Source organism: Streptosporangium canum, from assembly GCF_900113865.1.
Lineage (GTDB): Bacteria > Actinomycetota > Actinomycetes > Streptosporangiales > Streptosporangiaceae > Streptosporangium > Streptosporangium canum.
Genome location: NZ_FOQY01000004.1, coordinates 415465 through 437705, shown reverse-complemented (window position 1 = coordinate 437705; position 22241 = coordinate 415465). Strand labels below are relative to the sequence as shown.

At 69.9% G+C, this 22241-nt stretch carries 26 protein-coding genes and 1 tRNA gene; 14 read left to right on the top strand and 13 right to left on the bottom strand.

The window, feature by feature from the left end:
• The first annotated feature begins 287 nt into the window (after positions 1-287).
• The 4 genes from nhaA to BM085_RS08595 all read left to right on the top strand — a co-directional run bounded on the left by nhaA (position 288) and on the right by BM085_RS08595 (position 3469).
• The gene (gene nhaA, locus BM085_RS08610; protein WP_093886456.1) at positions 288-1514 is read left to right on the top strand and encodes a Na+/H+ antiporter NhaA; all 1227 of its coding nucleotides are present in this window, start codon (positions 288-290) and stop codon (positions 1512-1514) included.
• A 26-nt stretch (positions 1515-1540) separates the two neighbouring features.
• Positions 1541-2014: a phage holin family protein gene (locus tag BM085_RS08605; RefSeq protein ID WP_093886455.1), complete on the top strand. Its 474-nt coding sequence runs from the start codon at positions 1541-1543 to the stop codon at positions 2012-2014.
• Positions 2011-2934, top strand: a complete 924-nt coding sequence (locus tag BM085_RS08600) for an alpha/beta fold hydrolase (RefSeq protein ID WP_093886454.1) — start codon at positions 2011-2013, stop codon at positions 2932-2934. Before BM085_RS08605 ends, BM085_RS08600 begins: the two co-directional genes overlap by 4 nt.
• 85 nt (positions 2935-3019) lie before the next feature.
• The gene (locus BM085_RS08595) at positions 3020-3469 is read left to right on the top strand and encodes a DUF309 domain-containing protein (protein WP_093886497.1); all 450 of its coding nucleotides are present in this window, start codon (positions 3020-3022) and stop codon (positions 3467-3469) included.
• On the opposite strand, the gene BM085_RS08590 is transcribed toward BM085_RS08595, so the two are convergent.
• Positions 3466-4665, bottom strand: a complete 1200-nt coding sequence (locus tag BM085_RS08590) for a MarP family serine protease (protein WP_093886453.1) — start codon at positions 4663-4665, stop codon at positions 3466-3468. The two genes, BM085_RS08595 and BM085_RS08590, sit on opposite strands and share 4 nt — an antisense overlap.
• Before the next feature lie 72 nt (positions 4666-4737).
• On the opposite strand from BM085_RS08590, the gene BM085_RS08585 reads away from it, so the two are divergent.
• Positions 4738-5289, top strand: coding sequence for a HEAT repeat domain-containing protein (locus BM085_RS08585; RefSeq protein ID WP_093886452.1), 552 nt, complete (start codon positions 4738-4740; stop codon positions 5287-5289).
• Here BM085_RS08585 and BM085_RS08580 read toward each other — a convergent pair.
• Positions 5239-5880: an NUDIX hydrolase gene (locus tag BM085_RS08580; RefSeq protein ID WP_177245007.1), complete on the bottom strand. Its 642-nt coding sequence runs from the start codon at positions 5878-5880 to the stop codon at positions 5239-5241. The two genes, BM085_RS08585 and BM085_RS08580, sit on opposite strands and share 51 nt — an antisense overlap.
• Positions 5881-5956: 76 nt before the next feature.
• Positions 5957-6676, bottom strand: a complete 720-nt coding sequence (gene nth, locus BM085_RS08575; protein WP_093886450.1) for an endonuclease III — start codon at positions 6674-6676, stop codon at positions 5957-5959.
• An 87-nt stretch (positions 6677-6763) separates the two neighbouring features.
• Here nth and BM085_RS08570 point away from each other — a divergent pair, with 87 nt between their 5' ends.
• Positions 6764-7444 carry a Crp/Fnr family transcriptional regulator gene (locus BM085_RS08570; RefSeq protein ID WP_012887240.1) on the top strand — a complete coding sequence of 227 codons (681 nt, stop codon included), beginning with the start codon at positions 6764-6766 and terminating at the stop codon, positions 7442-7444.
• Positions 7445-7468: 24 nt separating this feature from the next.
• Here the strand turns inward: BM085_RS08570 and BM085_RS08565 are convergent, their stop codons facing one another.
• From BM085_RS08565 to sp36, 4 genes are all read right to left on the bottom strand, one after another.
• On the bottom strand, positions 7469-8257 hold the full coding sequence (locus BM085_RS08565) for an MBL fold metallo-hydrolase (protein WP_093886449.1): 789 nt from the start codon (positions 8255-8257) through the stop codon (positions 7469-7471).
• 52 nt (positions 8258-8309) lie between these two features.
• Positions 8310-9137 carry an NUDIX hydrolase gene (locus BM085_RS08560; RefSeq protein WP_093886448.1) on the bottom strand — a complete coding sequence of 276 codons (828 nt, stop codon included), beginning with the start codon at positions 9135-9137 and terminating at the stop codon, positions 8310-8312.
• Positions 9138-9210: 73 nt separating this feature from the next.
• On the bottom strand, positions 9211-9669 hold the full coding sequence (locus BM085_RS08555; RefSeq protein WP_093886447.1) for a RidA family protein: 459 nt from the start codon (positions 9667-9669) through the stop codon (positions 9211-9213).
• On the bottom strand, positions 9666-9821 hold the full coding sequence (sp36, locus tag BM085_RS08550; protein WP_012887236.1) for a Sp36 family protein: 156 nt from the start codon (positions 9819-9821) through the stop codon (positions 9666-9668). The genes BM085_RS08555 and sp36 overlap by 4 nt, the downstream gene beginning before the upstream one ends.
• Positions 9822-9979: 158 nt before the next feature.
• On the opposite strand from sp36, the gene bagA reads away from it, so the two are divergent.
• Together bagA and bagB are read left to right on the top strand one after the other, a co-directional pair.
• The gene (bagA, locus tag BM085_RS08545; RefSeq protein WP_177245006.1) at positions 9980-10984 is read left to right on the top strand and encodes an ATPase BagA; all 1005 of its coding nucleotides are present in this window, start codon (positions 9980-9982) and stop codon (positions 10982-10984) included.
• Complete coding sequence (gene bagB, locus BM085_RS08540; RefSeq protein WP_093886446.1) at positions 10981-12150, top strand: ATPase BagB; 1170 nt, start codon at positions 10981-10983, stop codon at positions 12148-12150. Before bagA ends, bagB begins: the two co-directional genes overlap by 4 nt.
• A gap of 101 nt (positions 12151-12251) precedes the next feature.
• Here the strand turns inward: bagB and BM085_RS08535 are convergent, their stop codons facing one another.
• Positions 12252-12548, bottom strand: coding sequence for a WhiB family transcriptional regulator (locus BM085_RS08535; RefSeq protein WP_012887233.1), 297 nt, complete (start codon positions 12546-12548; stop codon positions 12252-12254).
• A gap of 265 nt (positions 12549-12813) precedes the next feature.
• On the opposite strand from BM085_RS08535, the gene BM085_RS08530 reads away from it, so the two are divergent.
• Positions 12814-15048 (top strand): transglycosylase domain-containing protein, encoded by a 2235-nt coding sequence (locus BM085_RS08530; protein ID WP_093886445.1) that lies wholly within the window; start codon positions 12814-12816, stop codon positions 15046-15048.
• Between the two features lie 303 nt (positions 15049-15351).
• Here BM085_RS08530 and BM085_RS08525 read toward each other — a convergent pair whose 3' ends face one another.
• Positions 15352-15807: a GatB/YqeY domain-containing protein gene (locus BM085_RS08525; protein ID WP_031169442.1), complete on the bottom strand. Its 456-nt coding sequence runs from the start codon at positions 15805-15807 to the stop codon at positions 15352-15354.
• A 125-nt stretch (positions 15808-15932) separates the two neighbouring features.
• On the opposite strand from BM085_RS08525, the gene BM085_RS08520 reads away from it, so the two are divergent.
• Together BM085_RS08520 and BM085_RS08515 are read left to right on the top strand one after the other, a co-directional pair.
• A complete protein-coding gene (locus BM085_RS08520) occupies positions 15933-16811 on the top strand; it encodes a metallophosphoesterase (protein ID WP_425443260.1) in 879 nt (292 codons plus the stop codon).
• A gap of 33 nt (positions 16812-16844) precedes the next feature.
• Positions 16845-16918: transfer RNA gene (locus BM085_RS08515), tRNA-Pro, on the top strand.
• A gap of 557 nt (positions 16919-17475) precedes the next feature.
• On the opposite strand, the gene BM085_RS08510 is transcribed toward BM085_RS08515, so the two are convergent.
• Both BM085_RS08510 and BM085_RS44265 read right to left on the bottom strand, forming a co-directional pair.
• A complete protein-coding gene (locus BM085_RS08510) occupies positions 17476-17760 on the bottom strand; it encodes a hypothetical protein (RefSeq protein ID WP_143120843.1) in 285 nt (94 codons plus the stop codon).
• A gap of 108 nt (positions 17761-17868) precedes the next feature.
• Entirely contained in the window at positions 17869-18273 is a 405-nt protein-coding gene (locus BM085_RS44265) for a hypothetical protein (protein ID WP_177245005.1), read from the bottom strand.
• 106 nt (positions 18274-18379) lie between these two features.
• Between BM085_RS44265 and BM085_RS08500 the strand changes: the two genes are divergently transcribed.
• Positions 18380-19141 (top strand): GntR family transcriptional regulator, encoded by a 762-nt coding sequence (locus tag BM085_RS08500; RefSeq protein WP_093886442.1) that lies wholly within the window; start codon positions 18380-18382, stop codon positions 19139-19141.
• Between the two features lie 183 nt (positions 19142-19324).
• A complete protein-coding gene (locus BM085_RS42795) occupies positions 19325-20017 on the top strand; it encodes a hypothetical protein (RefSeq protein WP_143120842.1) in 693 nt (230 codons plus the stop codon).
• Here the strand turns inward: BM085_RS42795 and BM085_RS08495 are convergent.
• The gene (locus BM085_RS08495; RefSeq protein ID WP_143120841.1) at positions 19918-20817 is read right to left on the bottom strand and encodes a permease-like cell division protein FtsX; all 900 of its coding nucleotides are present in this window, start codon (positions 20815-20817) and stop codon (positions 19918-19920) included. The two genes, BM085_RS42795 and BM085_RS08495, sit on opposite strands and share 100 nt — an antisense overlap.
• A gap of 106 nt (positions 20818-20923) precedes the next feature.
• On the bottom strand, positions 20924-21418 hold the full coding sequence (locus BM085_RS08490; RefSeq protein WP_093886440.1) for a hypothetical protein: 495 nt from the start codon (positions 21416-21418) through the stop codon (positions 20924-20926).
• Positions 21419-21672: 254 nt separating this feature from the next.
• On the opposite strand from BM085_RS08490, the gene BM085_RS42790 reads away from it, so the two are divergent.
• Positions 21673-22206 (top strand): hypothetical protein, encoded by a 534-nt coding sequence (locus BM085_RS42790; protein ID WP_143120840.1) that lies wholly within the window; start codon positions 21673-21675, stop codon positions 22204-22206.
• Positions 22207-22241 lie beyond the last annotated feature (35 nt).

The window sequence follows — 22241 nt, the reverse complement described above, 5'->3', positions numbered from 1 at the left end:
TCCCCGGCGACGGGGGCCCGCGCCTTTCCCGTGCGGACCCCTTTCCCGTGCGGACCCTCCCGTGCGGGTCCTCCCGTGCGGGCCCTGAGCCGGGCGGGCCTCTGAGCGGGCTTCCGGGCCGGGCGTTTCTCTGAGCTGAGCGGGCCTCCGAGCCGGGCGATCCTCTGGGCCGGGCGGGCCCGGCCGAAGTCCCTTGTGCGTTACTTCGATAGGCTGGCGATCAGGTGTGCCGGGAAGTCTGGTCGGCCAGTGAGGGGACCGTCCCTCTCTGCATTCCCGGAGGTCCCATGCGCCGCGCCGTCGAAATCTGGCCGTTCCGCCCGTCCCTGCGATACGCCCGCCAGCTCGCCGAGGCGCTCCGCGCCGAGACCGTCGGCGGCGTCGTCATGCTGCTGGCCACGGTCGCCGCCCTGGTCTGGGCCAACGTCTCCACCGACTCCTACGAGGCGCTCCGCAACGCGACGTTCGGCCCGGACTTCCTCCACCTCGACATGGAGCTCTACAAATGGGTCCAGAACGGCCTGCTCACGGTCTTCTTCTTCATCGCCGGGATCGAGGTCAAGGAGGAGTTCGTCCACGGTGAGCTCGCCCAGCTCCGTAAGGCCGCGCTGCCCATCGTCGCCTCGATCGCCGGCATGGTCGTTCCCGCCCTGATCTATCTCGTGGTGAGCTGGGGCGCGCCGGAGGCGGGCCGCGGCTGGGCCATCCCCACGGCCACCGACATCGCCTTCGCCCTCGCCGTACTGGCCGTGACGGCCAGCGCGCTGCCCGCCTCGCTGCGGGCGTTCCTGCTGACCAGCGCCGTGGTGGACGACCTCGGCGCGATCACCGTCATCGCCGTCTTCTTCACCCGGAACCTGAACCTCCTGGCGCTGCTGGCCGGGGTGGCGGTCATCGCCCTGTACGGCCTGCTGCAGGCCAGGCGGGTCCGCGGCCTCTGGCTCTACCTGCCACTCGCCCTCCTGGCCTGGTATCTCGTGGAGATCAGCGGTGTTCACGCGACCGTCGCCGGGGTAGCCCTGGGCCTGATGACCCGCGTGCACAGCGGCCCAGGCGAGGAGAACTCCCCCGCCGAACTGGCCGACCACTACATCCGCCCCTTCTCGGCGGGCTTCGCGGTGCCCGTGTTCGCGTTCGTGTCCGCAGGGGTTGTGCTCAGCGCGGAGAGCCTCGGCGCGATGGTCGCCGACCGGGTGGTGCTCGGAGTGATCGCCGGTCTGGTCGTCGGTAAGTTCCTGGGCGTCTTCGGCGGGGCGTGGCTGGCCGTACGGCTCGGCTTGGCGAAACTGTCGGATGAGCTGCACTGGCGGGACATGGCCGCCGTCTCGATTCTGGCCGGGATCGGGTTCACCGTGTCCCTGCTCATCGGCGATCTGGCCTATGGCGACGATCCCGGACGGGCGGACGCGGTGACCACCGGGGTGCTGGTGGCGAGCCTCACGGCCTCGGTCGTCGCGGCGGTCCTGCTCCGGGTGCGCGTGCGCAACCACCTCAGCGCGCAGGATGATGTCTGATACCGGCGCTTGATAGGAGATCGCTCATGACACTGAATCCAACGACGGAACCGCAGGAGGAGTCGCTGGGCGCACTGGTCGCCGCGGCCAGCGACCAGATCTCCACCCTGGTGCGCGCAGAGATCGAACTGGCCAAGTCCGAGCTGAAGTTCGACGCCAAACGGGCCGGCGTGGCCGCCGGGCTTTTCGGCGCCGCCGCGTTCATGGCCCACCTGTGCCTGATCCTGGCCTCGTTCGCCATCGCCTACGCCCTGGTCGGGCTGGGCGTGTGGACGTGGCTGGCCTTCACGATCGTCACCGTGTTCTACCTGATCGTGGCCGGCCTGCTGGTCTTCCTCGGCATCCGGCGGCTCAAGGGCCTGACCGGGATGAAGCGGACCCTGCGCTCGCTCAGGACCATCAAGAGCGGCGAGAGCGAGCTCAGTCTCGCCACGCCGCCCGCACCGCCCGGCGCGGGCCAGGTCGGCTCGCATCGCGAACCGGTGAGTCCGGGCCAGTGAGCCGGCCCGACGAGTCCCTGGTCAGGATCGAGGGGCCGTGGACCCACCGCTCCGTGCACGCCGGCGGCACCCGCTTCCACATCGTGGAAGCGGGGAAGGGCCCTCTTGTGCTGCTGCTGCACGGGTTCCCGCAGTTCTGGTGGAGCTGGCGCAACCAGCTCGTCTCGCTGCCCGCGGCGGGCTACCGCGCCGTCGCCGTCGACCTGCGGGGCTACGGCGCCAGCGACAAGCCGCCGCGCGGCTACGACCTGCCCACCCTGGCCGGCGACGCGGCCGGGCTGATCCGGGCGCTGGGCGAGACCGGTGCGATCGTCGTCGGCCACGACTGGGGCGGGCTGCTGGCCTGGACGATGTCCGTGCTGGATCCCAAGGCGGTCCTGCGGCTGGTCCCGGTCGCGGCCCCACATCCGCTCAGGCTCCGCTCCGCACTGTTCGGCGACCCGTTGGGCCAGCTCAGGGCGAGTTCCTACGCCCTGGGGTTCCAGTTGCCGTTCCTGCCCGAACGCCGCCTGACCGCCAACGAGGGCGCGATGGTGGGACGGCTGCTGGATCAGTGGTCCGGGCCGAGCTGGCCGGAGGAGGAGGTGGCGAAGACCTATCGTGACGTCTTCCGCATCCCCACCGTCTCCCACTGCGCGGTGGAGTATCACCGCTGGTTCGCCCGCTCCCAGCTCCGTCCCGACGGGCTGCGCTACGCCAGGCGGATGCGGAGCGAGATCGCCGCGCCCACGCTGCAGTTGCACGGCGCGCTCGACAGGCACGTCCTGCCCCGCACCGCCCAGGGCTCCGGCCGCTATGTGGCCGCCCCCTACCGGTGGCGGCTGATCGAGGGCGCGGGTCATTTCCCGCACGAGGAGCGCCCGGAGGAGTTCGACGCCGAGCTCATCGGCTGGCTGTCCGACCCGGAGCCCGACCGATGACCGCGAGGGACCGCGGTCCGGACGGAAGGCCCCACAACCCATGACCACGGAGGACCGGGATCCGGACGGGAGGGATCCACAGCTCATGACCACAAGAGACCGCGACCCGGACGGAAGGCCCCGCAACCGGCGGCCTCGGGACGCGTTCGGACGGCCGCTGCCCCACGGGGCGGAGGGCGTGGAGCGCGTCCCGGACGACTACGCGCCGAGTGCGGAGGAGGCCCTCGCCGAGGCGCGCCGGCTACTCGGCGAGAGCCGGCCGTTCCACGCCCATGAGGTGCTGGAAGGCCGGTGGAAGACCGCTCCGGAGGCGGAGCGGGAGCTCTGGCAGGGGCTGGCGCAGATCTGCGTCGGCCTCACCCACCTGCAGCGGGGCAACCGGCGCGGGGCCGCGGCGCTGTTCGCCCGGGGCGCCGGCAGGATCAGCCGGTACGGCCCGCCGTACGAGGAGATCGCCCTGACCGCCCGGGAGCTGGGCGGCGCGGGCGATCCCGATCCCGGGGCGGCCATCACCGCGATCAGGGACCTGCTCTAGCCGTTCTGGTCGCACTCCTGGGTGTCGACCCGGTTGAACAGCTTGGAGCCGTCTTCTGCGTCCGGCGACACCTCGGCCGCCGTCAGGACGTAGCCGGTCTCCTGCTGGTCGAGCGCGGCCGCGAAGACGACCCCGTAGACCCGGCCGTCGGTGGTGAGCAGCGGCCCGCCGGAGTTGCCCTGCCGGACCAGGCCGCGGATGGCGTAGACGTCGCGGACGACGGACTTGCGCTCGTAGATGTTGAGGCCCTTGGCCTTCTGCTGGACCCGGATGCGGGCCGGGTTCATGGTGAAGCCCTCGCCGTGCGGGAAGCCGGCGACGATGGCGTCGTCCCCCTTCTTGGCGGTGCCGTCGAAGCGCAGGATCGGCATGTTCAGACCGGGGACGTGGAGGATCGCGATGTCCCTGTCGGGGTTGTAGAGCACGACCTTGGCCGCGTGGGCCTTGTTGAGGTAGTCGGTGACCTGCAGGTCCTGGTCGACACCCGCGACCACGTGGGCGTTCGTCATGACCTTGTTCTGGGAGTAGACGAAGCCGGTGCCCTCGATGTGCCTGCGGCAGCTGGAGGCGACGCCCTGGACCTTGACGATGCCCCGGCGGGCCCGCGAGAGCTGCGCCCCCTTGGGCACGCTCTTGTCGGGCGGCTCGACCTCGACGAGCTGGCCGCCCCCTATGGCGTCGAACACCTTGGGGAAGCCGGAGGTGTCGATGAAGTCCTTGAAGGGCTTCTGGAAGTCCTTGGCCGCCTTCGGCATCGCCTGGTCGACGGTGCCGATCAGCAGTGACTTGTTGACCTGCTCGCTCAGCAGGGTGAACTGGGAGGAGGAGATCAGCGAGCCGATCAGCCAGGCGATGATCAACACCGAGAACGCGCTGGCGAAGGTGCCGCCGACCGCGTCGACCACCTTGGCGGGCTCCCAGGTGACGTGGCTGCGGACCACGGCGCCGATGGTCGAGGACGCGAACTGTCCGATCGTCGCGGTCAGGAAGACGATGACGATGGCGAGCAGCGCGCGCTCGGTCTCGCCGTCGACGAAAGCGCCGGCGATCGGCGGGGCGATGAAGATGCCCAGCAGCCCGCCACCGACGAATCCGACAAAGCTCAGGGCCCCGATGATGAACCCTTGGCGGTATCCCGACACCGCGAAGGCCACCATCAGGGCGATCAGGATGAGATCGAGGAGATCACCGCTCACCCCTTTACGGTATCCAGCCACCGCCCCGCGCGTGCACCCCTTCTTGTAGGTCCATGCGGTTATCGTGGTCATATGGCAACGATCGGGGGGTCGGCGGCCGTGGCGTCTCTCATCGAGACCGCGCTGCGGGACCAGGACCACGACGGCACGATCCGCTGGCAGGCGATCGCCGTGTTGCACGCGCGCGGCGATCTGGAGACCTTCACCGCGGCCCGGCGGCTGTGCGCGGGCGAGACCACCGCCGAGCGGATGCTCGGGGTGGACATCCTCGGCAGGCTCGGCTTCACCGACCGGAGCCTGCCGGTGCTGCGCTTCCTGGCCGCCAGCGAGGACGACTGCATGGTGCTCTACTCGGTGCTGATCGCCTTCGGCCATCTCAGGGACCGCCGCGCGCTGCCGTCGGTGATCGCCCTGGGCGAGCACGCCGACCCCAGGGTCAGGTACGGCGCGGCGTACGCGCTGCCGAACATCATGGGCAACCCGCCCGACCCGATGGGCCTGGCGGCTCTGCGGCGGCTGTCCCGGGACCCCGACCACGACGTGGCCGACTGGGCCCGCCTGGGCCTGGCGCTGTCAACGGGATGCGAGGTTGACGACGTCCGGAGGCAGATCCTCGATCCGTGACCGGTCCCAGGGGAGCTCGAAGCCCGACGCGGCGAGCACCCCGTCGAGCACCCCCGCGGTGAAACCCCACACCAGCAGCCCGCGCACCCGGAACGCGGGGCCGGACAGGCCTCTGGGGTGGCGCAGCTTGAGCCGGTTGGCGGGATCGACGAGCTCGGAGATCGGGACGCGCTCCACCGCCTCCACCTCGTCGGGCGAGGCCGCGTGCACCACGCTGGGGGTGTGCCACCAGCCCAGCACCGGGGTGACCCGGTTGTCGCTGTGCCAGACGTACAGCTCGGGCATCGTGCCGACCACCCGGACGCCGGCCGGATCGAGACCGGTCTCCTCCCGCGCCTCGCGCAGCGCGGCGGCGATCGGGCCGCCGTCCTCGGGGTCCACGCCGCCGCCGGGGAAGGCGGGCTGCCCCGCGTGGCGGCGCCCGCGTGAACTGCGCTGGATCAGCAGCACGTCGGGGCCGAGCGGCCCCTCTCCGAACAGCATCAGCACCGCCGCCGACCGGCCGCCCGACTCCGGTGGGCGCAGCGGCGGAGGCACCGGCGCTCTCGCGACCCGTTCGGCCAGCGTCTCCAACCATCCGGGCACTTCCACGGGCACACCTCCGGTCTCTGCAACACGACGCCCCGTCCCGTGCTTCCCGGTCATCGGAAGCCGGTCGCGGGACCGGTCACGAGAAGGGGCCGGGGCGTACCAGTTTGGCGGCCTGGGCGGCGGCGACGGGGCCGATGCCGTACGAAGGGCAGAGCGCGGCGAGCGGGCACACGCCGCAGGCGGGTGTGCGGGCGTGGCAGATGCGGCGGCCGTGCCAGATCAGGCGGTGGGACATCATCGTCCAGTCGCGTTTCGGGATGAGCCCCGCGACGACGTGTTCGATCTTGACCGGGTCGGTCTCCTCCGTCCAGTGGAACCGGTGGACGAGCCGCTGGAAGTGGGTGTCCACGGTGATGCCGGGGACCCCGAAGGCGTTGCCGAGCACCACGTTGGCGGTCTTGCGGCCGACGCCCGGCAGCGTGACCAGGTCCTTGAGCTTGCCGGGGACCTCTCCGCCGTAGCGGTCGCACAGGGCCTGGGCCATGCCGACGATGCTGTTGGTCTTGGCCCGGAAGAACCCCGTGGACCGGATGATGTCCTCCACCTCGGCCCGGTCCGCGCCGGCGTAATCCTCCGCTGTCCGATATTTCGCAAAAAGCGTTGGAGTAACCATGTTGACTCTTTTATCCGTACACTGCGCAGATAAGATCGTCGCGACCAGCAGCTCCAAGGGGTTGCGGAAGTCGAGTTCGCAGTGGGCATCTGGGTAGGTTTCCGCCAGGATGCGATCCATCCGCCGAGCGCGACGGACCAGGGCGAGCGGGGATTCACCAGCACGACCGACGTTGCGAGGCACCTGGACAGCCTACGCGTACGGCCCCCTTGAGAGCCGCTCGGTGGGATAGGTCACAATGACTGCGTGAGCCGTGAAACAGGAGGCACTGTGAACACCGACGACGTGCTGGGCAAGGCGCCTCTGTTCTCGGCGCTCGACCGCGAGGGCGCTGCCGCGCTGCGCACGAGTGTCTCGGAGGTCGAGCTGTCCAAGGGGCAGACGCTGTTCAGCGAGAACGAGACCGGCGACCGCCTCTACGTGGTGCTCGAAGGAAAGATCAAACTGTCCAGGACCGCGCCCGACGGCCGGGAGAACCTGCTCAGCGTGCTCGGTCCGGGCGAGATGTTCGGCGAGCTGTCACTGTTCGACCCCCGCCCCCGTACGGCGTCCGCCACCGCGCTGACCGACGTCCGCCTGGCCGGGCTCGGCCACGACGACCTGCGCCCCTGGCTGACCGGCCGTCCCGAGGTCGCCCTGCACCTGCTGCGCGCCCTGGCCCAGCGGCTGCGCCGTACCAACGACGTGCTGGCCGACCTGGTCTTCACCGACGTCCCCGGGCGGGTCGCCAAGGCCCTGCTCGACCTGGCCGAGCGCTTCGGCCAGCGGATCGACGACGGCGTCAGGGTCCACCACGACCTCACCCAGGAGGAGCTGGCCCAGCTGGTCGGCGCCTCCCGCGAGACGGTGAACAAGGCCCTGGCCGACTTCGCCCAGCGCGGCTGGCTGCGCATCGAGGCCAAGGCCGTGGTCATCATGGACCTGGAGCGGCTGCACAACCGCTCACGCTGAGCGGCGGCCGGGCCGGGCCTGGATCTAGCCGTCGAGATAGGCGAGCTGGGCGCGGACCGACATCTCGGCGGCGGGCCACAGCGACCGGTCGACGTCCGCGTAGACGATCTCAACGATCTCCGCCGGCGTCCTCGCGCCCCGCTCACGCGCGCTCCGGATCTGGTCGAGCCGCTGCCTGCGGTGGGCGATGTAGCCGTCCAGCGCGCCGATCGGGTCGGGCAGCACCGGACCGTGGCCGGGGAGCAGCGCCTCGGCGCCGACCCGCTCGGCCGTCGCACGGAGCCGGTCCAGGGAGCGCAGATAGTCGGCGAGATCGCCGTCCGGGGCGATGACGGTGGTGCCCCGGCCGAGCACGGTGTCCCCGGTCAGCATCGCCCGGTCCTCCGGCAGCCAGAAACAGAGCGAGTCGAACGAATGGCCGGGGGTGCCCACGACGTGGAGCTCCAGTCCGCCCGCGGTGAGCACGTCGCCGTCGGCGAGACCCTCGTCGCCGAGCCGGTGACCGGGGTCCAGGGCCCTGACGGGCGCGCGGACCAGCTCGGCGAACCCCTTCGCGCCGCCGCTGTGGTCGTGGTGCCCGTGAGTGAGCAGGATCGCCGTCACCCTGCGCCCGCGGAGATGGTCGGCGACCCGCCGCAGATGCGGCCCGTCGTCCGGCCCCGGGTCGACGACGAGCACGTCCTCGCCCCGGCCGATCACCCAGGTGTTGGTGCCGTCCAGGGTCATCGGGGACGGGTTCGGGGCGAGAAGGCTGAGCGCGTGATCCGTACCGGACCCGTCGGGCCCGTCGAGGGGGATCCGCAGGCCGCTCATCCGGTCCCCGCCGCGGACGCCCCGCGCCCGGCGGCACGCCCGCCACGCCCGCTCATGAGGGACCGAACCCGTAGTCGTCGTCGAGCACGATGCGCATCTCCCCGTCCACTTCCGCGACCCCGGGCATCAGGGTGACGATCTCACGCTCGACCGCGAGCACCTCGGCCACGGTCCGGTAGTCGCGCAGCTCGCCGAGCGTGCGGTAGGTCGGGGGCATCAGGAAGATCTGACCGTTCTTGGCCTGGTCGACCGCGTCGGCGGGCCGCGCCCAGGTGACCTGGTCGGCCTCGCCGCCGACGTCCCGGGTGCGCTGGCCCGGCGGGAGCGCGGCGACGAAGAACCGGGTGTCGAAGCGCCGGTGCTCGACCTCGGGAGTGATCCAGTGCGCCCAGGGGCGGAGCAGGTCGGAGCGGAGGACCAGCCCGCGTCCGTCCAGGAAGTCGGCGAACGACAGGCTCCGGTCGATCAGGGCGAGCCGGTCGGCCTCCCAGTCGTCGCCGGTGGTGTCGGCCACGACGGACTCCGGTGACGGCCCGGCGAGCAGCACGCCCGACTCCTCGAACGTCTCCCGCACCGCGGCGCAGACCAGGCCGCGCGCGATCTTCTCGTCAGCGCGGAAGACCGCCCCCCACTCCGCGGGCGAGGGGCCGGCCCAGGCGACCGCGTGGTCGGTGTCGCGGGGGTCCACCGAACCGCCGGGGAAGACGTAGGCCCCCGCCGCGAAGGCCATGCTCGCCTTCCGCCTCAGCAGGTAGACCTCGACGCCCTCGCGGAGGATGACCACGGTGGCGGCATCCCGGGCCGGGACGGGTGCCAGCCGCCCGGCCAGGATGTCGCGCGCACGCTCACCGAACTCACCAGGGAGCGGAAAACCACCCATTTCAGACCCTCCACCCGAACAACACTCGGTTTCGGGGTCCATCATGTGGCACGGCCGCCGCCCCGGACAATCGTCAGCGGACCTCGGCGATCAACTCGACCTCGACCGGCGCGTCCAGCGGGAGGACGGCGACGCCGACCGCGCTGCGGGCGTGCTTGCCCGCCTCGCCCAGGACCTCGACGAGCAGCTCGCTGGCGCCGTTGACGACCTGCGGCTGACCGCTGAAGGCGGGGTCGCTGGCCACGAAGCCGACGACCTTGACGATCCGCACGATGTTGGACAGTCCTCCGGCCGCCGCCGCGGCCGCCGCGAGGGCGTTGAGCGCGCAGATCCTCGCGAGCTCACGGGCCTCCTCGGGGCTCACCTCGGCACCGACCTTGCCGGTCGCCGCGAGCTTGCCGTCCACCACCGGGAGCTGGCCCGAGGTGTAGACATAGTCGCCGGAACGGACCGACGGGACGTAGGCCGCCAGCGGCGCGACCACCTCGGGCAGCGTCAGGCCGAGCTCGGCCAGCCTCTCCTGCGCGCTCACTGCTTCGGCCGCTTCAGGTAGGCGACCAGCTGCTCAGGGTTCGGCCCCGGCACGACCTGGACGAGCTCCCAGCCGTCCTGGCCCCAGTTATCGAGAATCTGCTTGGTCGCATGGACCAGCAGAGGCACCGTTGAGTACTCCCATTTCGTCATGTGGGACACATTAGCGAGGCCGCCCCTCCCGGCGTTTCCGTACGGCCTCCCGGCGGCGTCCCCGAGTGGGCAGGATCACTGTGACAATCCACACCTGTAGCCCCGTCAGTGCACAGCCCCGACGAATCGTCAGGTGGCTGTTGGGTAGCCTTCGAAACGTGAGAGCTCGCGACACCGATTGGGACGGCGTACGCCTCCACGTCGTCACCGGCAAGGGCGGCACCGGGAAGACCACGGTGGCCGCCGCCCTCGCCCTCGCCCTCGCCGCGGACGGCCGCAAGGTCCTGCTGGTGGAGGTCGAAGGCCGGCAGGGAATCGCGCAGGTCTTCGACCTGCCGCCGCTGCCGTACGAGGAGAGGAAGATCGCCGTCGCCCCCGGCGGGGGCGACGTCTACGCGCTGGCCATCGACCCCGAAGAGGCCATGCTCGACTACCTCGAGATGTTCTACGGCATGCGCAGGGCGGGCAAGGCCCTGACCAAGATGGGCGTCGTCGACTTCGCCACCACCATCGCCCCCGGCTTCCGCGACGTCCTGGTCACCGGCAAGACGAGCGAGGCCGTCCGCCGCAAGGGCAAGGACGGCCGGCGGATCTATGACGCGGTCGTGCTCGACGCGCCGCCGACCGGCCGGATCACCCGTTTCCTCAACGTCACCACCGAGGTGGCCGAGCTGGCCCGGATGGGCCCGATCAAGAACCACGCCGACCTGGTGAACGGCGTCGTGGCCTCCCCCGAGACCGCGGTGCACTTCGTCACGCTCCTGGAGGAGATGCCCGTCCAGGAGACCCTCGACGGGCTCGACGAGCTCCGCGCGGCCGGGCTCCCGCCCGGCGGGATCTTCACGAACATGGTCAGGGAGTCGCTGCTGCCCGCGTCCGTCCTGGACGACGTCGGCAAGGACCGGTTCGACCCGGCCGAGCTGGCACTCGGGCTCAAGGCGTCCGGGCTCGCGGACGGCAGCTCCGACGCCGCCGCCGTGGCCGAGGCCCTCGCCGAGGAGATCGCCGAACACGCCCACCGCACGGAGCTGGAGCGCCGCGAGAGGCTGTCGCTGGCCAAGGCGGGGCGCCCCCGATACGAACTGCCGCTGCTGGCCGACGGGGTGGACCTGGCCGGGCTGTACGAGCTGGCCGAATCGATCCACACCCAGGGAGCAGCATGAGCGAGCGCAGCGAGCGGTCCGTCAGGCAGCGGACCGTCCCGGTTCTCGACCTCGACGCGATCATCGACGACCCGGGCACCCGGATCGTCGTCTGCTGCGGCTCCGGCGGCGTCGGCAAGACCACCACCGCCGCCGCGCTGGGGCTGCGCGCGGCCGAGCGCGGCCGTTCGGCCGTGGTGCTCACCGTGGACCCCGCCCGGCGGCTGGCGCAGTCCATGGGCCTGACCGAGCTGGACAACACCCCCAGGCCCGTCGCGGGCGTGGCGGGCGAGGGCCGGCTGCACGCCATGATGCTCGACATGAAGCGGACCTTCGATGAGATCATCGAGGCGCACGCGGACCCCGACCGAGCCCGCCAGATCCTGACGAACCCCTTCTACCAGTCCCTGTCGTCCAGCTTCTCCGGCACGCAGGAATACATGGCCATGGAGAAGCTCGGCCAGCTCCGCCGGTCCGGCGACTGGGATCTGATCATCGTGGACACCCCGCCCTCCCGCTCCGCGCTGGACTTCCTCGACGCCCCGGAGCGCCTGGGCCGCTTCCTCGACGGCCGGTTGATCCGGCTGCTGATGGCCCCCGCCAAGGCCGGCGGGCGCAGCGCCTTCAAACTGCTCAACGCGGGCTTCGGCATCGTCGCCGGGGCCATGACCAAGCTGCTGGGCGCGCAGGTGCTCAAGGACCTGCAGACGTTCGTCTCCGCGCTCGACGCCGTCTTCGGCGGGTTCAGGGTGCGCGCCGAGCAGACCTACCGGCTTCTGCAGGCCCCCGGGACCGCGTTCGTCGTCGTGGCCGCGCCCGAACGCGACGCGATGCGCGAGGCGTCGTACTTCGTGGAGAGGCTGGCGGAGGAGCGCATGCCCCTGGCCGGGCTCGTGGTCAACCGGGTGCACCTGGCGCCCGCCGCCATGCTGTCGGCGGCGCGGAGCACCGCCGCCGCCGAGGATCTGGAGTCGCGCGGCGAGCACGAGCTGACCGCCGCCGTACTGCGGCTGCACGCCGGCCGGATGCAGCTGGCCGCCCGCGAGCACCGCGAGCAGGAGCACTTCCTGTCGGCCCATCCCACGGTGCCCGTGGCCCAGGTCCCCGCCATGCCGGAGGACGTGCACGACCTGGAGGGGCTGCGCCGGGTGGGCGAGCTGCTGGCCGCCCAGCAGGGCCTCGGCTAGAACCGCCGTGTGCCCGTGGCCTCTCGCGTATACGCGAGAGGCCACGGGCACACGAATGTACGGCCGGCGTGACGCGCCAGCCGTACGGGATCAGCGCGAACTCAGCCGGCGATCAGCTCGTTCGTCCGTTCGTACTCTTCTTTGGCCAGCTCCAGCAGGTCCCGCCAGGAGTCGACATCCGGTCGCCGACGCAGCAGCGCCCGGCGTTCGCGCTCGGTCATCCCGCCCCACACCCCGAACTCGATGCGGTTGTCCAGCGCATCGGCGAGGCACTCGGTCCGGACCGGGCATCCTCGGCAGATCAGCTTTGCTCGGTTCTGGGCAGCGCCCTGAACGAACAACGCGTCAGGATCCGCACCCTTACAGGCCGCACGGGAGGTCCAATCCGTGATCCACATTCGACCCCACTCCCCTTAGGTGGTCAGTCGTGACTTGGGGCCGACGGGCGCGGGCGTCGAGCCTCCGTATTCAATTGCCGCAGAAGGAGAACGTACGCAACCAGACGTTCGGGCCGACAGACCCCGGCGGGACCAATTTCTCGCATGGTCATCAGCGGCCATCTGGCCGGGAATGACTAGTCACCTGCCCCAGTACGTACTCGACGCGAACTGAAATAGTGTTCCGTTACCGTTTGGGCCATCCGTCCGACGTACCCTTGAACACGTGCAGGCTCAAGGCAAAGATCAGAAATCGGCGTTCGGCAACGTACTGCGGCTGGTCGCCGCTGCCGCCGCCACAGGCGTATTGGTCGCTGCCATCGCGCTTCCGGCGGTGGGCGGCGCGGGGATGACCGTGAAGTCCGCCACGGAGGAGCTGCACCTGCTCCCCGAGGAGCTCAGCGAGCCCCCCCTCGCGGAGAAGACCACCTTGCTCGACGCGGACGGCAAGCAGTTCGCCCAGTTCTACTACGAGAACCGCGAGTCGGTGACGCTCGACCAGGTCGCCGACATCATGAAGACCGCGATCGTCTCGATCGAGGACTTCCGGTTCTACGAGCACGGGGCCATCGACCTGGAGGGCACCTTCCGCGCGGCGGTGAAGAACACCACGGGCGGCGGAGGCATCCAGGGCGGCTCCTCCATCACGCAGCAGTACGTCAAGCAGGTGCTGGTCAACAGCGCCGAGACGAAGGAGGAGCAGCGGGCGGCCATCGCCCCGACCTTCTCCCGCAAGCTCAACGAGCTGCGCTACGCGATGGCCATCGAGGAGAAATACACCAAGCCGGAGATCCTTGAGCGCTATCTCAACATCTCCTACTTCGGCGCGGGCGCCCACGGCATCCAGGCCGCGTCCAAGCGGTTCTTCGGCAAGCCCGCCGCCAAGCTGAACCTGTGGGAGGCGGCCACCCTCGCCGGGGCCGTGCAGAACCCCAGCGGGACCGACCCGAACGCGGGCAAGGCGAGCCGCCAGCGGCTGCTGGACCGGCGCAACACCGTCCTGGACCGGATGAAGGAGCTCGGCAAGATCACCGAGCAGGAGGCCGCGGAGGCCAAGGCCAAGAAGCTCGGGTTCAAGGACACCCCGGTCCCCGGTGGCTGCGACGAGAGCGCCTACCCCTACTTCTGCCTCTACGCCCAGTACGAGATGCTCAACAACGAGCAGTTCGGCAAGACCGCCTCGCTGCGCAAGAAGCAGCTCCAGCGCGGCGGCCTGACGATCAAGACGACGCTCGACCTGCAGGCGCAGAAGGCCTCCGAGAAGGCCATTAAGGCGTACGTGAAGGCCAGCGACCACCCGGTCGCCGCGCAGGCGATGGTCGTCCCCGGCACGGGCGCCATCAAGGCGATGGCCGCCAGCCGGAAGTTCGGGCAGAACAAGAAGAAGAACGAGATGAGCTACAACCTCGCGGCCGACGTCATGCACGGCGGCGGCGCGGGCTTCCAGGCCGGCTCCACGTTCAAGCCCTTCACCCTGCTCACCGCCCTCGACCAGGGCATGAAGCTCAACGACGGCAACACCACCGGCGCCGGTTACCGGGCGCCCAGCCTCAGCTCGTTCCGCGACTGCGAGGGCAACCGGGTCGGCGACCCCAACCACGAGGTCCGCAACTCCAGCGAGGGCGGCGGCGGCTTCAAGTCGCTGACCACCGGCACCCTGAACTCGGTGAACACCTTCTTCCTGAAGCTGGAGGAGAAGGTCGGCCTCTGCGAGGTGGTCAAGACGGCCAAGAAACTGGGCATCAAGCGGGCCGACGGAGCCAAGCTGAAGGAGTTCGAGACCTTCACCCTCGGCATCAACGAGATGGACCCGGTGACGGTGTCGGCCGCCTACGCGACGATCGCCGCCCGCGGCACCTACTGCAAGCCGATGGCCATCACCGAGATCCGCGACCGCAACGGCAAGGCCACGCCGTACAAGCCCAAGTGCAGCCAGGTCCTGGACGAGGAGGTCGCCGACGCGGCCACCCACATCATGTCCAGGGTGTTCACCGATGGCACGATGCAGGAGGTCGGCGGCATCGGCCGGCCGGCGGCGGGCAAGACCGGCACCACCGACGGCTACACCGCCGCCTGGTTCGCCGGCTTCACCCCCGACCTCGCCTCCGCGGTCAGCCTCGGCGACCCGCGCGGCGCCTTCAAGCACGACCTGGTCGGCGTGACCATCGGCGGGCGTTACTACGGCTACGTGTACGGCGCGTCGATCTCCGGCCGGATCTGGAAGAGCTCCATGCTCGGCGCGCTGAAGGGCATCGACCCGAGCTCCTTCACCCCGGTGAACATGAGCCGCTTCGGCGGCTGCTCCGGCCTCTGCGCACCGCCGCCCACCAGGAAGCCCGGCACCACCGACGGCCACGGCCCGGGCAACGACGACGGCAACGTCGTGATCACCGGAGACGGCAACGGCGGCTTCATGAACGAGGGCGACATCGGCGACAACAGCATCCCCGTCGTCCCGTAGCCCCCGCGGAGATCGCCCCGTAGCTCCCCCGCGAAGACAGAGCCCGCACCGACGCCGGAGCCCTCCCTGAGGCATCAGGGAGGGCTCTCGCCGTACCGGGGACCTTGATCCCTCAGGCGGGCCCGCAACCTCTCTCCGACCGGCAGAGGGACGCGCAGCCCCTTCCAGGCCGCGGTCGCGCAGGCGCGCCCTTCGGCGGACCGCGGTCCGCCGGAGGCGCACCCCACTCGGACCGCCGTCACTCGGACCGCCGTCACTCGGACGCGCGGCCCACCCGGACCGCCGTCCGGACGCGCGGTCCGCTCAGGCCGACAGCCGGGCGCGTACGGCCTGCGCCACCCGGCCGCCCTCCGCCCGCCCGGCGACCTTGGGGTTCAGAACCTTCATGACCTGCCCCATCGCCTGAGGCCCGGCGGCACCGGTCTCGGCGACGGCCTCGTCCACGAGCTTGCCGAGCTCCTCGTCGGAGAGCTGGGCCGGGAGATACTCCTCCAGCACGGCCTGCTCGTCCACCTCGGCCTGCGCCTGCTCCGTGCGGCCGGCGCCACTGAACGCCTCGGCCGCCTCGCGGCGCTTCTTGGCCTCCTTGGTCAGCACCTTGATGATCTCGTCGTCGGAGAGCTCGCGCGCCGTCTTGCCCGCGACCTCCTCGACGTTCACAGCCGCGAGGGCCATGCGGATCGTGCGGGTACGGACCTCGTCCCTGCTCTTCATGGAGGCCGTGAGGTCGGTCTTCAGCTTGTCCTTCAATGTGCTCATGCGGTCCATCTTGCCGTCTCACCAGCTCCGCCGTATCCCAAGTTTCCTTCAGGGAGCCCGATGTCGGGCATGATGAGGAGGTGAGGAAAGCAGCCGCGGTGCCCCTGTCCCTGCTCGGTGTCGGCATGGCCGGCCTCGCCTACGCCTCGGTCGTCGAGCGCAACGCGTTCCGCCTGCGGCGCTTCGACGTGCCCGTGCTGGAGCCCGGCCGACGGCCGGTGCGCATCCTGCACCTGTCCGACCTCCACCTCACCCCGGGCAGGCGGATGCTCATCAACTGGGTGCGCTCGCTGGGCGACCTCAAGCCCGATCTGGTGGTCAACACCGGCGACACCATCGCCCACCCCGACGCGGTCCGCCCCCTCCTGCACGCCCTGGAGCCGCTGCTGTCCCGTCCGGGGCTGTTCGTCTACGGCTCCAACGACCTCTACGCCCCGCGCCCCAAGAACCCCATCCGCTACCTCTGGCGCACCTCCAAGGGCGACCACGGCCAGACGATCCCCTCGCTTCCCTGGGAGGAGCTCGGCGCCGGCATGGCCGTCGAGGGCTGGCTGGACATGAACAACACCACCGCCCGGATCAAGGTCGGCGACCTCGACGTGGCCGTGGGCGGCATCCACGACTCCCACATCAACCTCGACCGCTACGACATGATCGCCGGTCCGGCCCCCGCGGAGGCCGACCTCCGCCTGGGTGTCATGCACTCCCCCGAGCCCCGCAACATGACCCGCTTCGCCTCCGACGGCTACCAGCTGCTGCTCGCCGGCCACACCCACGGCGGCCAGCTCTGCATCCCGTTCTACGGCGCCCTGGTCACCAACTGCGGCATCGACCGGGCCCGCGTCAAGGGCCTGAGCCGCCATGACTCCGCCTACCTCCACGTCTCCGCCGGCCTCGGCACCAGCCCCTACGCCCCGGCCCGTTTCGCCTGCTTCCCCGAGGCGAGTCTCCTCACGCTGGTGCCCCGCCGCCGAAGTGACGCAAGCACCCGCGAAGTCCGCTAGACTTTCCCAAGCACGAGCAAGACCGACGTGCACCGGGGTGTGGCGCAGCTTGGTAGCGCGCTTCGTTCGGGACGAAGAGGTCGCAGGTTCAAATCCTGTCACCCCGACGTAGTGTTTCCCGAGGTAAAAGGCCTGACCCGCTTACGCGGGGAGGGCCTTTTCGCTTTGCCCGGAAGAAATCGGAGACGATCTTCGCGGCCCTTCCCTTCCGCCAGACCGCGAGCTCGCGGTCCAGGAACGGCACCTGCGACGTCGGCCAGAGCTCGAACCGCTGAGCGATCTTCGTCCAACTGTCACCGCTCGCGGGGCGTTGTGCTTTCAGGGGGTACTGAGCGAAGAGGAGATGAGATGGCCCCGCTCCTATGGATCGGGGCGGGGCCGGTCCGGCAGGACCCGGTGTGGACGCTGCCGGAAGGATGGCCGCCGCCCTTACGGGGAAGAGGACGGGGCCGGTCCGGACTGGAGGTACGGGGGCGACCTCACTGCCGGACGTATAGGAGCGCGGTCCCCCGCCCCCGCCCCCTCAGACAAGGACGGGGGACCACTTGCCTCACGTGCCGCCCTCCAACACGTGGGCCGACCTGGGATTTCGGCGCCTGCGCGCGCCTTGCCCGGGCTGCTGCACCTGGCCGCCGCGTCCACGGCGGCACGACGGCCAAGCGGTCTATGGGCTGTAGTCGCCGTATCTCTGGATGATCACAGCCTGCTTGTGCAGCGCTGCCAGAAAGTCCTGGTAGGTGGTCCGGATGAACGACTCCACCGCGCCGGCGGACAGCATGGCGGCGGTGAGCCGCAGGGTGCGGCGGGCGTACCAGTGGCCGAGCTGGGACAGGTACACGATGTGCCAGCCGGGGTAGGTGGATTCCAGAATCTGGCGGCGCTGCGCGTCCGGGTCGACGATCACGACGCTGCCGCCGTTCTGGTTCGGCGCTCCTGCTCGGCGAGACATTCGGCCAGTCTCGCCGGAGTATCGGCGTCTACAGTGCGAGCGCATCCGCTCATGGCCTCAGCCTTGTTGGGCGCGGCGTGGCGGGTGGCCCACCAGCCCCCGGTGTTGCTACGCCAGATGCTCCAGCCGCGGAACCGCTCGGCGAGCAGTGTCCTGACGGTCTCTTCCCAGTCCGCGCGCCTTGGCCTCATCGGTATGTGAGACAGCGGCCGTGCTGTCCGGGGTGCGGTAGGCGAGGTGAAACAGGCCGGTGCTGTAGTCGACCAGTAGACCCACCTCGGTGCCGTCCCAGGTGGTCGTGAGGACCCGTTCCTGATGGCTGAGGAGGCTGTCAGTGACCGCCCGCCAGAAAGCTTGCTCGGCCAGGGCGGGTGTCGCGTAGGACTCGCCCTTGGAAACGCTGTCGTTCAGGAGCACGACGGTGAGGGCCGGCTGATCGAGGAGGTGCCAGTTTTCGTCCCGCCAGGAGTAGGACAGGCGAGCGTGATGTGCCGGATCATGGGGGACAGCCATGGGCGCTCCGAATAGGGGCCGTATACGAGATTGATAAGTTCGTATACGAACTTTCCTGACCGTGTACGCTCCTGTCAAGCCAGATGCGAAATCAAGGAGGCGAACGGTGACCGAGCGGCCACACGCCTACCTCCGCGTGGCCGATGATCTGCGCGAACAGATCAAAACGGGCGCCCTCACGCCAGGTCTCAAGCTTCCGCCCCAGCGACTGCTGGCCGAGGAGTACGGCGTCTCCGACATCCTGATCAGGCGAGCGCTTGAGATCCTCCGCAACGAAGGCTTGATCGAGTCCAGACAGGGGTCGGGCACGTTCGTCCGAGAACGCCCGCCTGTCCGGCGCATCTCCATGGATCGTTACCTGGTCGACTCCGGCCCGCAGGAAACGCCGCAGACGTCGTTCACTCACGACGCTGGAATCACCTGGTCGCAGTACCGGCTGGACAAGGCATTCGCATGGATCGAGGCCGACGAGCGCCTGGCGGAGCTGTTCGGAGTCGACGTCGGCGCCCGAGTGCTGGAGCGCCGATTCGTTTTCTATGCCGTCGGCGAGCCGTCTCAGATGTCCCGCTCATGTCTGTTGGCCTCCGACGTGGAGGGCACGCCGGTCGCCGATCCTCGTCATGAGCCGTGGCCGGGTGGCAACACGGGTCAGCTACGGAGCCTCGGAATCAAGGTCGACAAGATCAGAGAGACCACTGCGGTTCGCATGCCGACGCCAGATGAAGCCGAACGGCTCGGGATCGGTACGGGTGTGCCCGTCTTCTCCATCACGCGGCGGACCTACGCTCAGGGTCGCGTCGTTGAGGTAGCGGACCCGATCGTCATCCCAGGCGATCGTGCAGTCCGCGAGGACAGCATCGTGCTCTGAACCGCCGGCCCGGCTTTCGAGCCGGTCTACTCCTGACGGATCGCCCCGGAGTGATCCGCACCCCCGCGAGAGCTTGGCAGAAACTCGGGAGAGATGATCTCTATCTCCACCTCGCCGTACCTCGCTCCACCCGCGTCCACCTCTCCCCGCCGGAGCCCCTCTCCTCACGCCTTAGGAACTGCCTTGCGCACCCTGGTCTGGCCCCTCTTGCTGGTGATGGTGCTCTCCGCATGCAGCAGCAACAACCGCGTGTCCCCGGAAGAGTTCCAGGGCCGCGCTCGTGAGGTGGCGGGCCGCTGGCACGGTTCCGAAGCCGACCGCACCTGGAGGGAAGGCTTCGTGCCACTGTGGGGACTGAATGTCGAGCAGCGGAAGCCGATGCCTGACTGGGTGCGTGTGAGCAAGCACAACGGCGTATTCGTCTTGGACGCCGATCTGTCCACGGACTCCCCGTCCAGCGGGCGGCTGCGTCGGCCGGCCGGATCCACGATGACGGTCCCCCTGGTCACAGCGGCCGCAGCGTACGCGGAGCTGAGCAAAGCCCCTGACTTCATCGAAGAGGAGTGCCCGACCAAAGGCTGCATTCCGCTACGGGTCACCCACGCCGAACTCGGCGAGGTACCAGTGATCACCAGCTGGGGCACGGTTCAGGTGCCCGCCTGGCACTTCAGAGTGAAGGGCGTCAAGGAGAGGTTCAGCCACGTGGCGGTGCATCCGTCGGCGATCACCCCTCGGCCGGTACCGAGGAAGAACGAGTACGAGGAGGTCCTGGCGCTTCACCCGGTGGTGACGGTGAAGGCGTCCTGGACGCCGGGCATGTCCTTGACGGCTCCGATCACCACTCGCGCGTCACCGCGATCCGTAAGCCTGATGTAGTAATTCTCCGCGAAGTTCGATGTCCTGAACTTCCCCCGGGCCCAGAAGTGCTCGAACACCCGCTTGGCGTGTGCGGCGTCCTCGACGTAGATCTGCTCGACCTGCCGCATGCCGCTCAGCCGGCCCTCGATCGCGGCCTTCTCCTGCCGCGTGACGGGCCCGCGTTTGGCGCAGGGCCCCTCATACGGTTTCTGTTTTCCGCACAACGTGACCCTGATGTCCGCCTTGCCCTTCCAGAAACGACCGCCCAAGACGTAGACATTGGAGACGCCCGGGATCTTCTTCATCGCGGTTCGGAAGGGCGCGATGTCGGCTCGCCGATGGAGCGTGCCTTTGAACGACTCCGGCATGTCACCGGGCCCCAACACCGAGAGCAGTGTCTCGTCGTCGGCGATGTCCTCCTTGAAAATCGCCCATGCCTGCGCGCGGGTCTCGAACCTCGCCTCCGCCACCTGCGGCATCGCCTCCAGTCTCGCCTGGAGCGCGCGCCGCTGCTCCGCTGTGATCGCCCGCTCGCGACAGTTGTCGAAAGAGTCATCAGACCGACACAGGAAGAGGGTGAAATCCGCTCCCTGCGGCCAGGGCCCGTCCGGTGGCGGGGACAGCTTCTGCCCACCGGCCCAGGGTGCGTCCGGCGGAGACGCCTGGGCAAGCACGCGGCCGGGGTCCCCGATCGCGGCGTCGGCCGCTCCAGTCGACGTCATGGCGGTGACAGTGACGACAGCCGCGAGCACAACGCGCCGGGCAGCGGCCCGGAATCCGCGCACCCTGGCTTCAGAAGGTGTCTTGTCCGATTCCACCCGCCCGAATATGACGATCTTTCTTTTCCATGGCAAGTCCTCCGGGCAGACCGCCATGGCTCAGCCTTCCGCACCAGTAGCACGCGCGCGTCCTCCATGTCCCGGGTCAGCCGCGTGGCGAGCGGGACGCGCCGCGGAAATAGGCGTTCGCCTCCGGGCTGAACATCATCGCCATGGCCGACAGGACAGCCACGAGATGCACGATCCGGCTCCCGGCGAACACGAACGCCATCGTGTCGGCGTCCGCGACGGCTTGGCCGATCGAATGCCCCTCAAGGAGCCACCGGACCGGTTCGATCACCAGCGAGACGGTGCCGAAGACACCGAGGGTCAGGGCGAGAGCGATGCGCGACCAGGGACGGCCCTGCCGCAGGCGCACGGCCATGAAGATCGCCGCGGCGAAGACCGCCAGCCGGAAACCCAGGCCCGGGACGAGGTCGGTGAAGGAGGCAGATCCGTCGGCCAGCACGCCGGTGACGGCCAGGGCGGCCTCGAAGGCGCCGGCGCCCACGGCGGTGAACCAGAGTGCCGACGCGGTCCTGACGGTCGCGGGAACGGTTGACGGGCGGATCGCGGACTGTGGGGCGTGCTGCGTCGACATGGCGGATCCCTCAGGTGGTGGCGGACGGTGACACCGAGTCAGGTGGTGGCGGACGGTGACACCGAGTCTTCACCGCGCACCGGGCCGGATCACGCCCGTCCGCACCCCGGTCCGGGGTGGGGCGGCCCCTACCTCGGACCAGGGTGCGCGGCCCGCGTGGCGCCGGGGCACTTCTCCGGCGGACCGGGCGGCCATCTCTCCGAATACCACCCACGCCAAGCCTCATGGGATGGTTGCGCCTTATGAGCAGATCGTTGAAGATAACGCGCGTCCTCCTGGTAGCTGCTTTCGCCGCCGGACTCACCGCCTGTTCAGGAGAGGGCGACCCGTCCGCTCCCCCCGCTGCTCCGACCACGTCCGCGTCCGCGGCCGCTTCCGAGACCGCCCCCGCGGAGCCCACGGCCCCGGCCGCCTCGGCGTCCTCGCCCGGTCCCGAGGCCGCCCCCACGGCCCCGGCCGCCTCCGCGGAGCCCACGGCGGAGGCACCGGGCGACGGAGCCGGGGACACGGGGCCCGCCATGCACCTGATCGGCGCGCTCAGCGCGAGCCCGACGCGGCCTGGCTGGATCACCGTGCAGCTCGACGCGGGCGACGCCCAGCCGGTCATGCTCAGCCCGGAAGCGGTGGTGCTCGACCTGCGGGGAGCGATCTGCGACACGGGCGCGGTCCCGCACAAGTGCACCGCGGCCCAGCTGGAGAAGGCACTCAAGAAGAGCGGCGTCCCCTACGCCAAGGTGACACTCAAGAGCGGGGTGGCCGTGCAGGTCGAGGAGCTCGTCCAGGAATGACGGAATGAGCCCGCCGGCCCGGGTCAAGAGGGGGA

Coding starts and splice junctions, on each gene's coding strand:
- BM085_RS08595 (WP_093886497.1), top strand. CDS start 3,020: ATGACCACAAGAGACCGCGACCCGGACGGAAGGCCCCGCAACCGGCGG.
- BM085_RS08585 (WP_093886452.1), top strand. CDS start 4,738: ATGGCAACGATCGGGGGGTCGGCGGCCGTGGCGTCTCTCATCGAGACC.
- bagB (WP_093886446.1), top strand. CDS start 10,981: ATGAGCGAGCGCAGCGAGCGGTCCGTCAGGCAGCGGACCGTCCCGGTT.
- BM085_RS08560 (WP_093886448.1), bottom strand. CDS start 9,137: ATGGGTGGTTTTCCGCTCCCTGGTGAGTTCGGTGAGCGTGCGCGCGAC.
- BM085_RS08565 (WP_093886449.1), bottom strand. CDS start 8,257: ATGAGCGGCCTGCGGATCCCCCTCGACGGGCCCGACGGGTCCGGTACG.
- sp36 (WP_012887236.1), bottom strand. CDS start 9,821: ATGACGAAATGGGAGTACTCAACGGTGCCTCTGCTGGTCCATGCGACC.
- nhaA (WP_093886456.1), top strand. CDS start 288: ATGCGCCGCGCCGTCGAAATCTGGCCGTTCCGCCCGTCCCTGCGATAC.
- BM085_RS08510 (WP_143120843.1), bottom strand. CDS start 17,760: ATGTCTCGCCGAGCAGGAGCGCCGAACCAGAACGGCGGCAGCGTCGTG.
- BM085_RS44265 (WP_177245005.1), bottom strand. CDS start 18,273: ATGGCTGTCCCCCATGATCCGGCACATCACGCTCGCCTGTCCTACTCC.
- BM085_RS08535 (WP_012887233.1), bottom strand. CDS start 12,548: ATGTGGATCACGGATTGGACCTCCCGTGCGGCCTGTAAGGGTGCGGAT.
- BM085_RS08520 (WP_425443260.1), top strand. CDS start 15,933: ATGGCCGGCCTCGCCTACGCCTCGGTCGTCGAGCGCAACGCGTTCCGC.
- BM085_RS08605 (WP_093886455.1), top strand. CDS start 1,541: ATGACACTGAATCCAACGACGGAACCGCAGGAGGAGTCGCTGGGCGCA.
- BM085_RS08490 (WP_093886440.1), bottom strand. CDS start 21,418: ATGTCGACGCAGCACGCCCCACAGTCCGCGATCCGCCCGTCAACCGTT.
- BM085_RS08525 (WP_031169442.1), bottom strand. CDS start 15,807: ATGAGCACATTGAAGGACAAGCTGAAGACCGACCTCACGGCCTCCATG.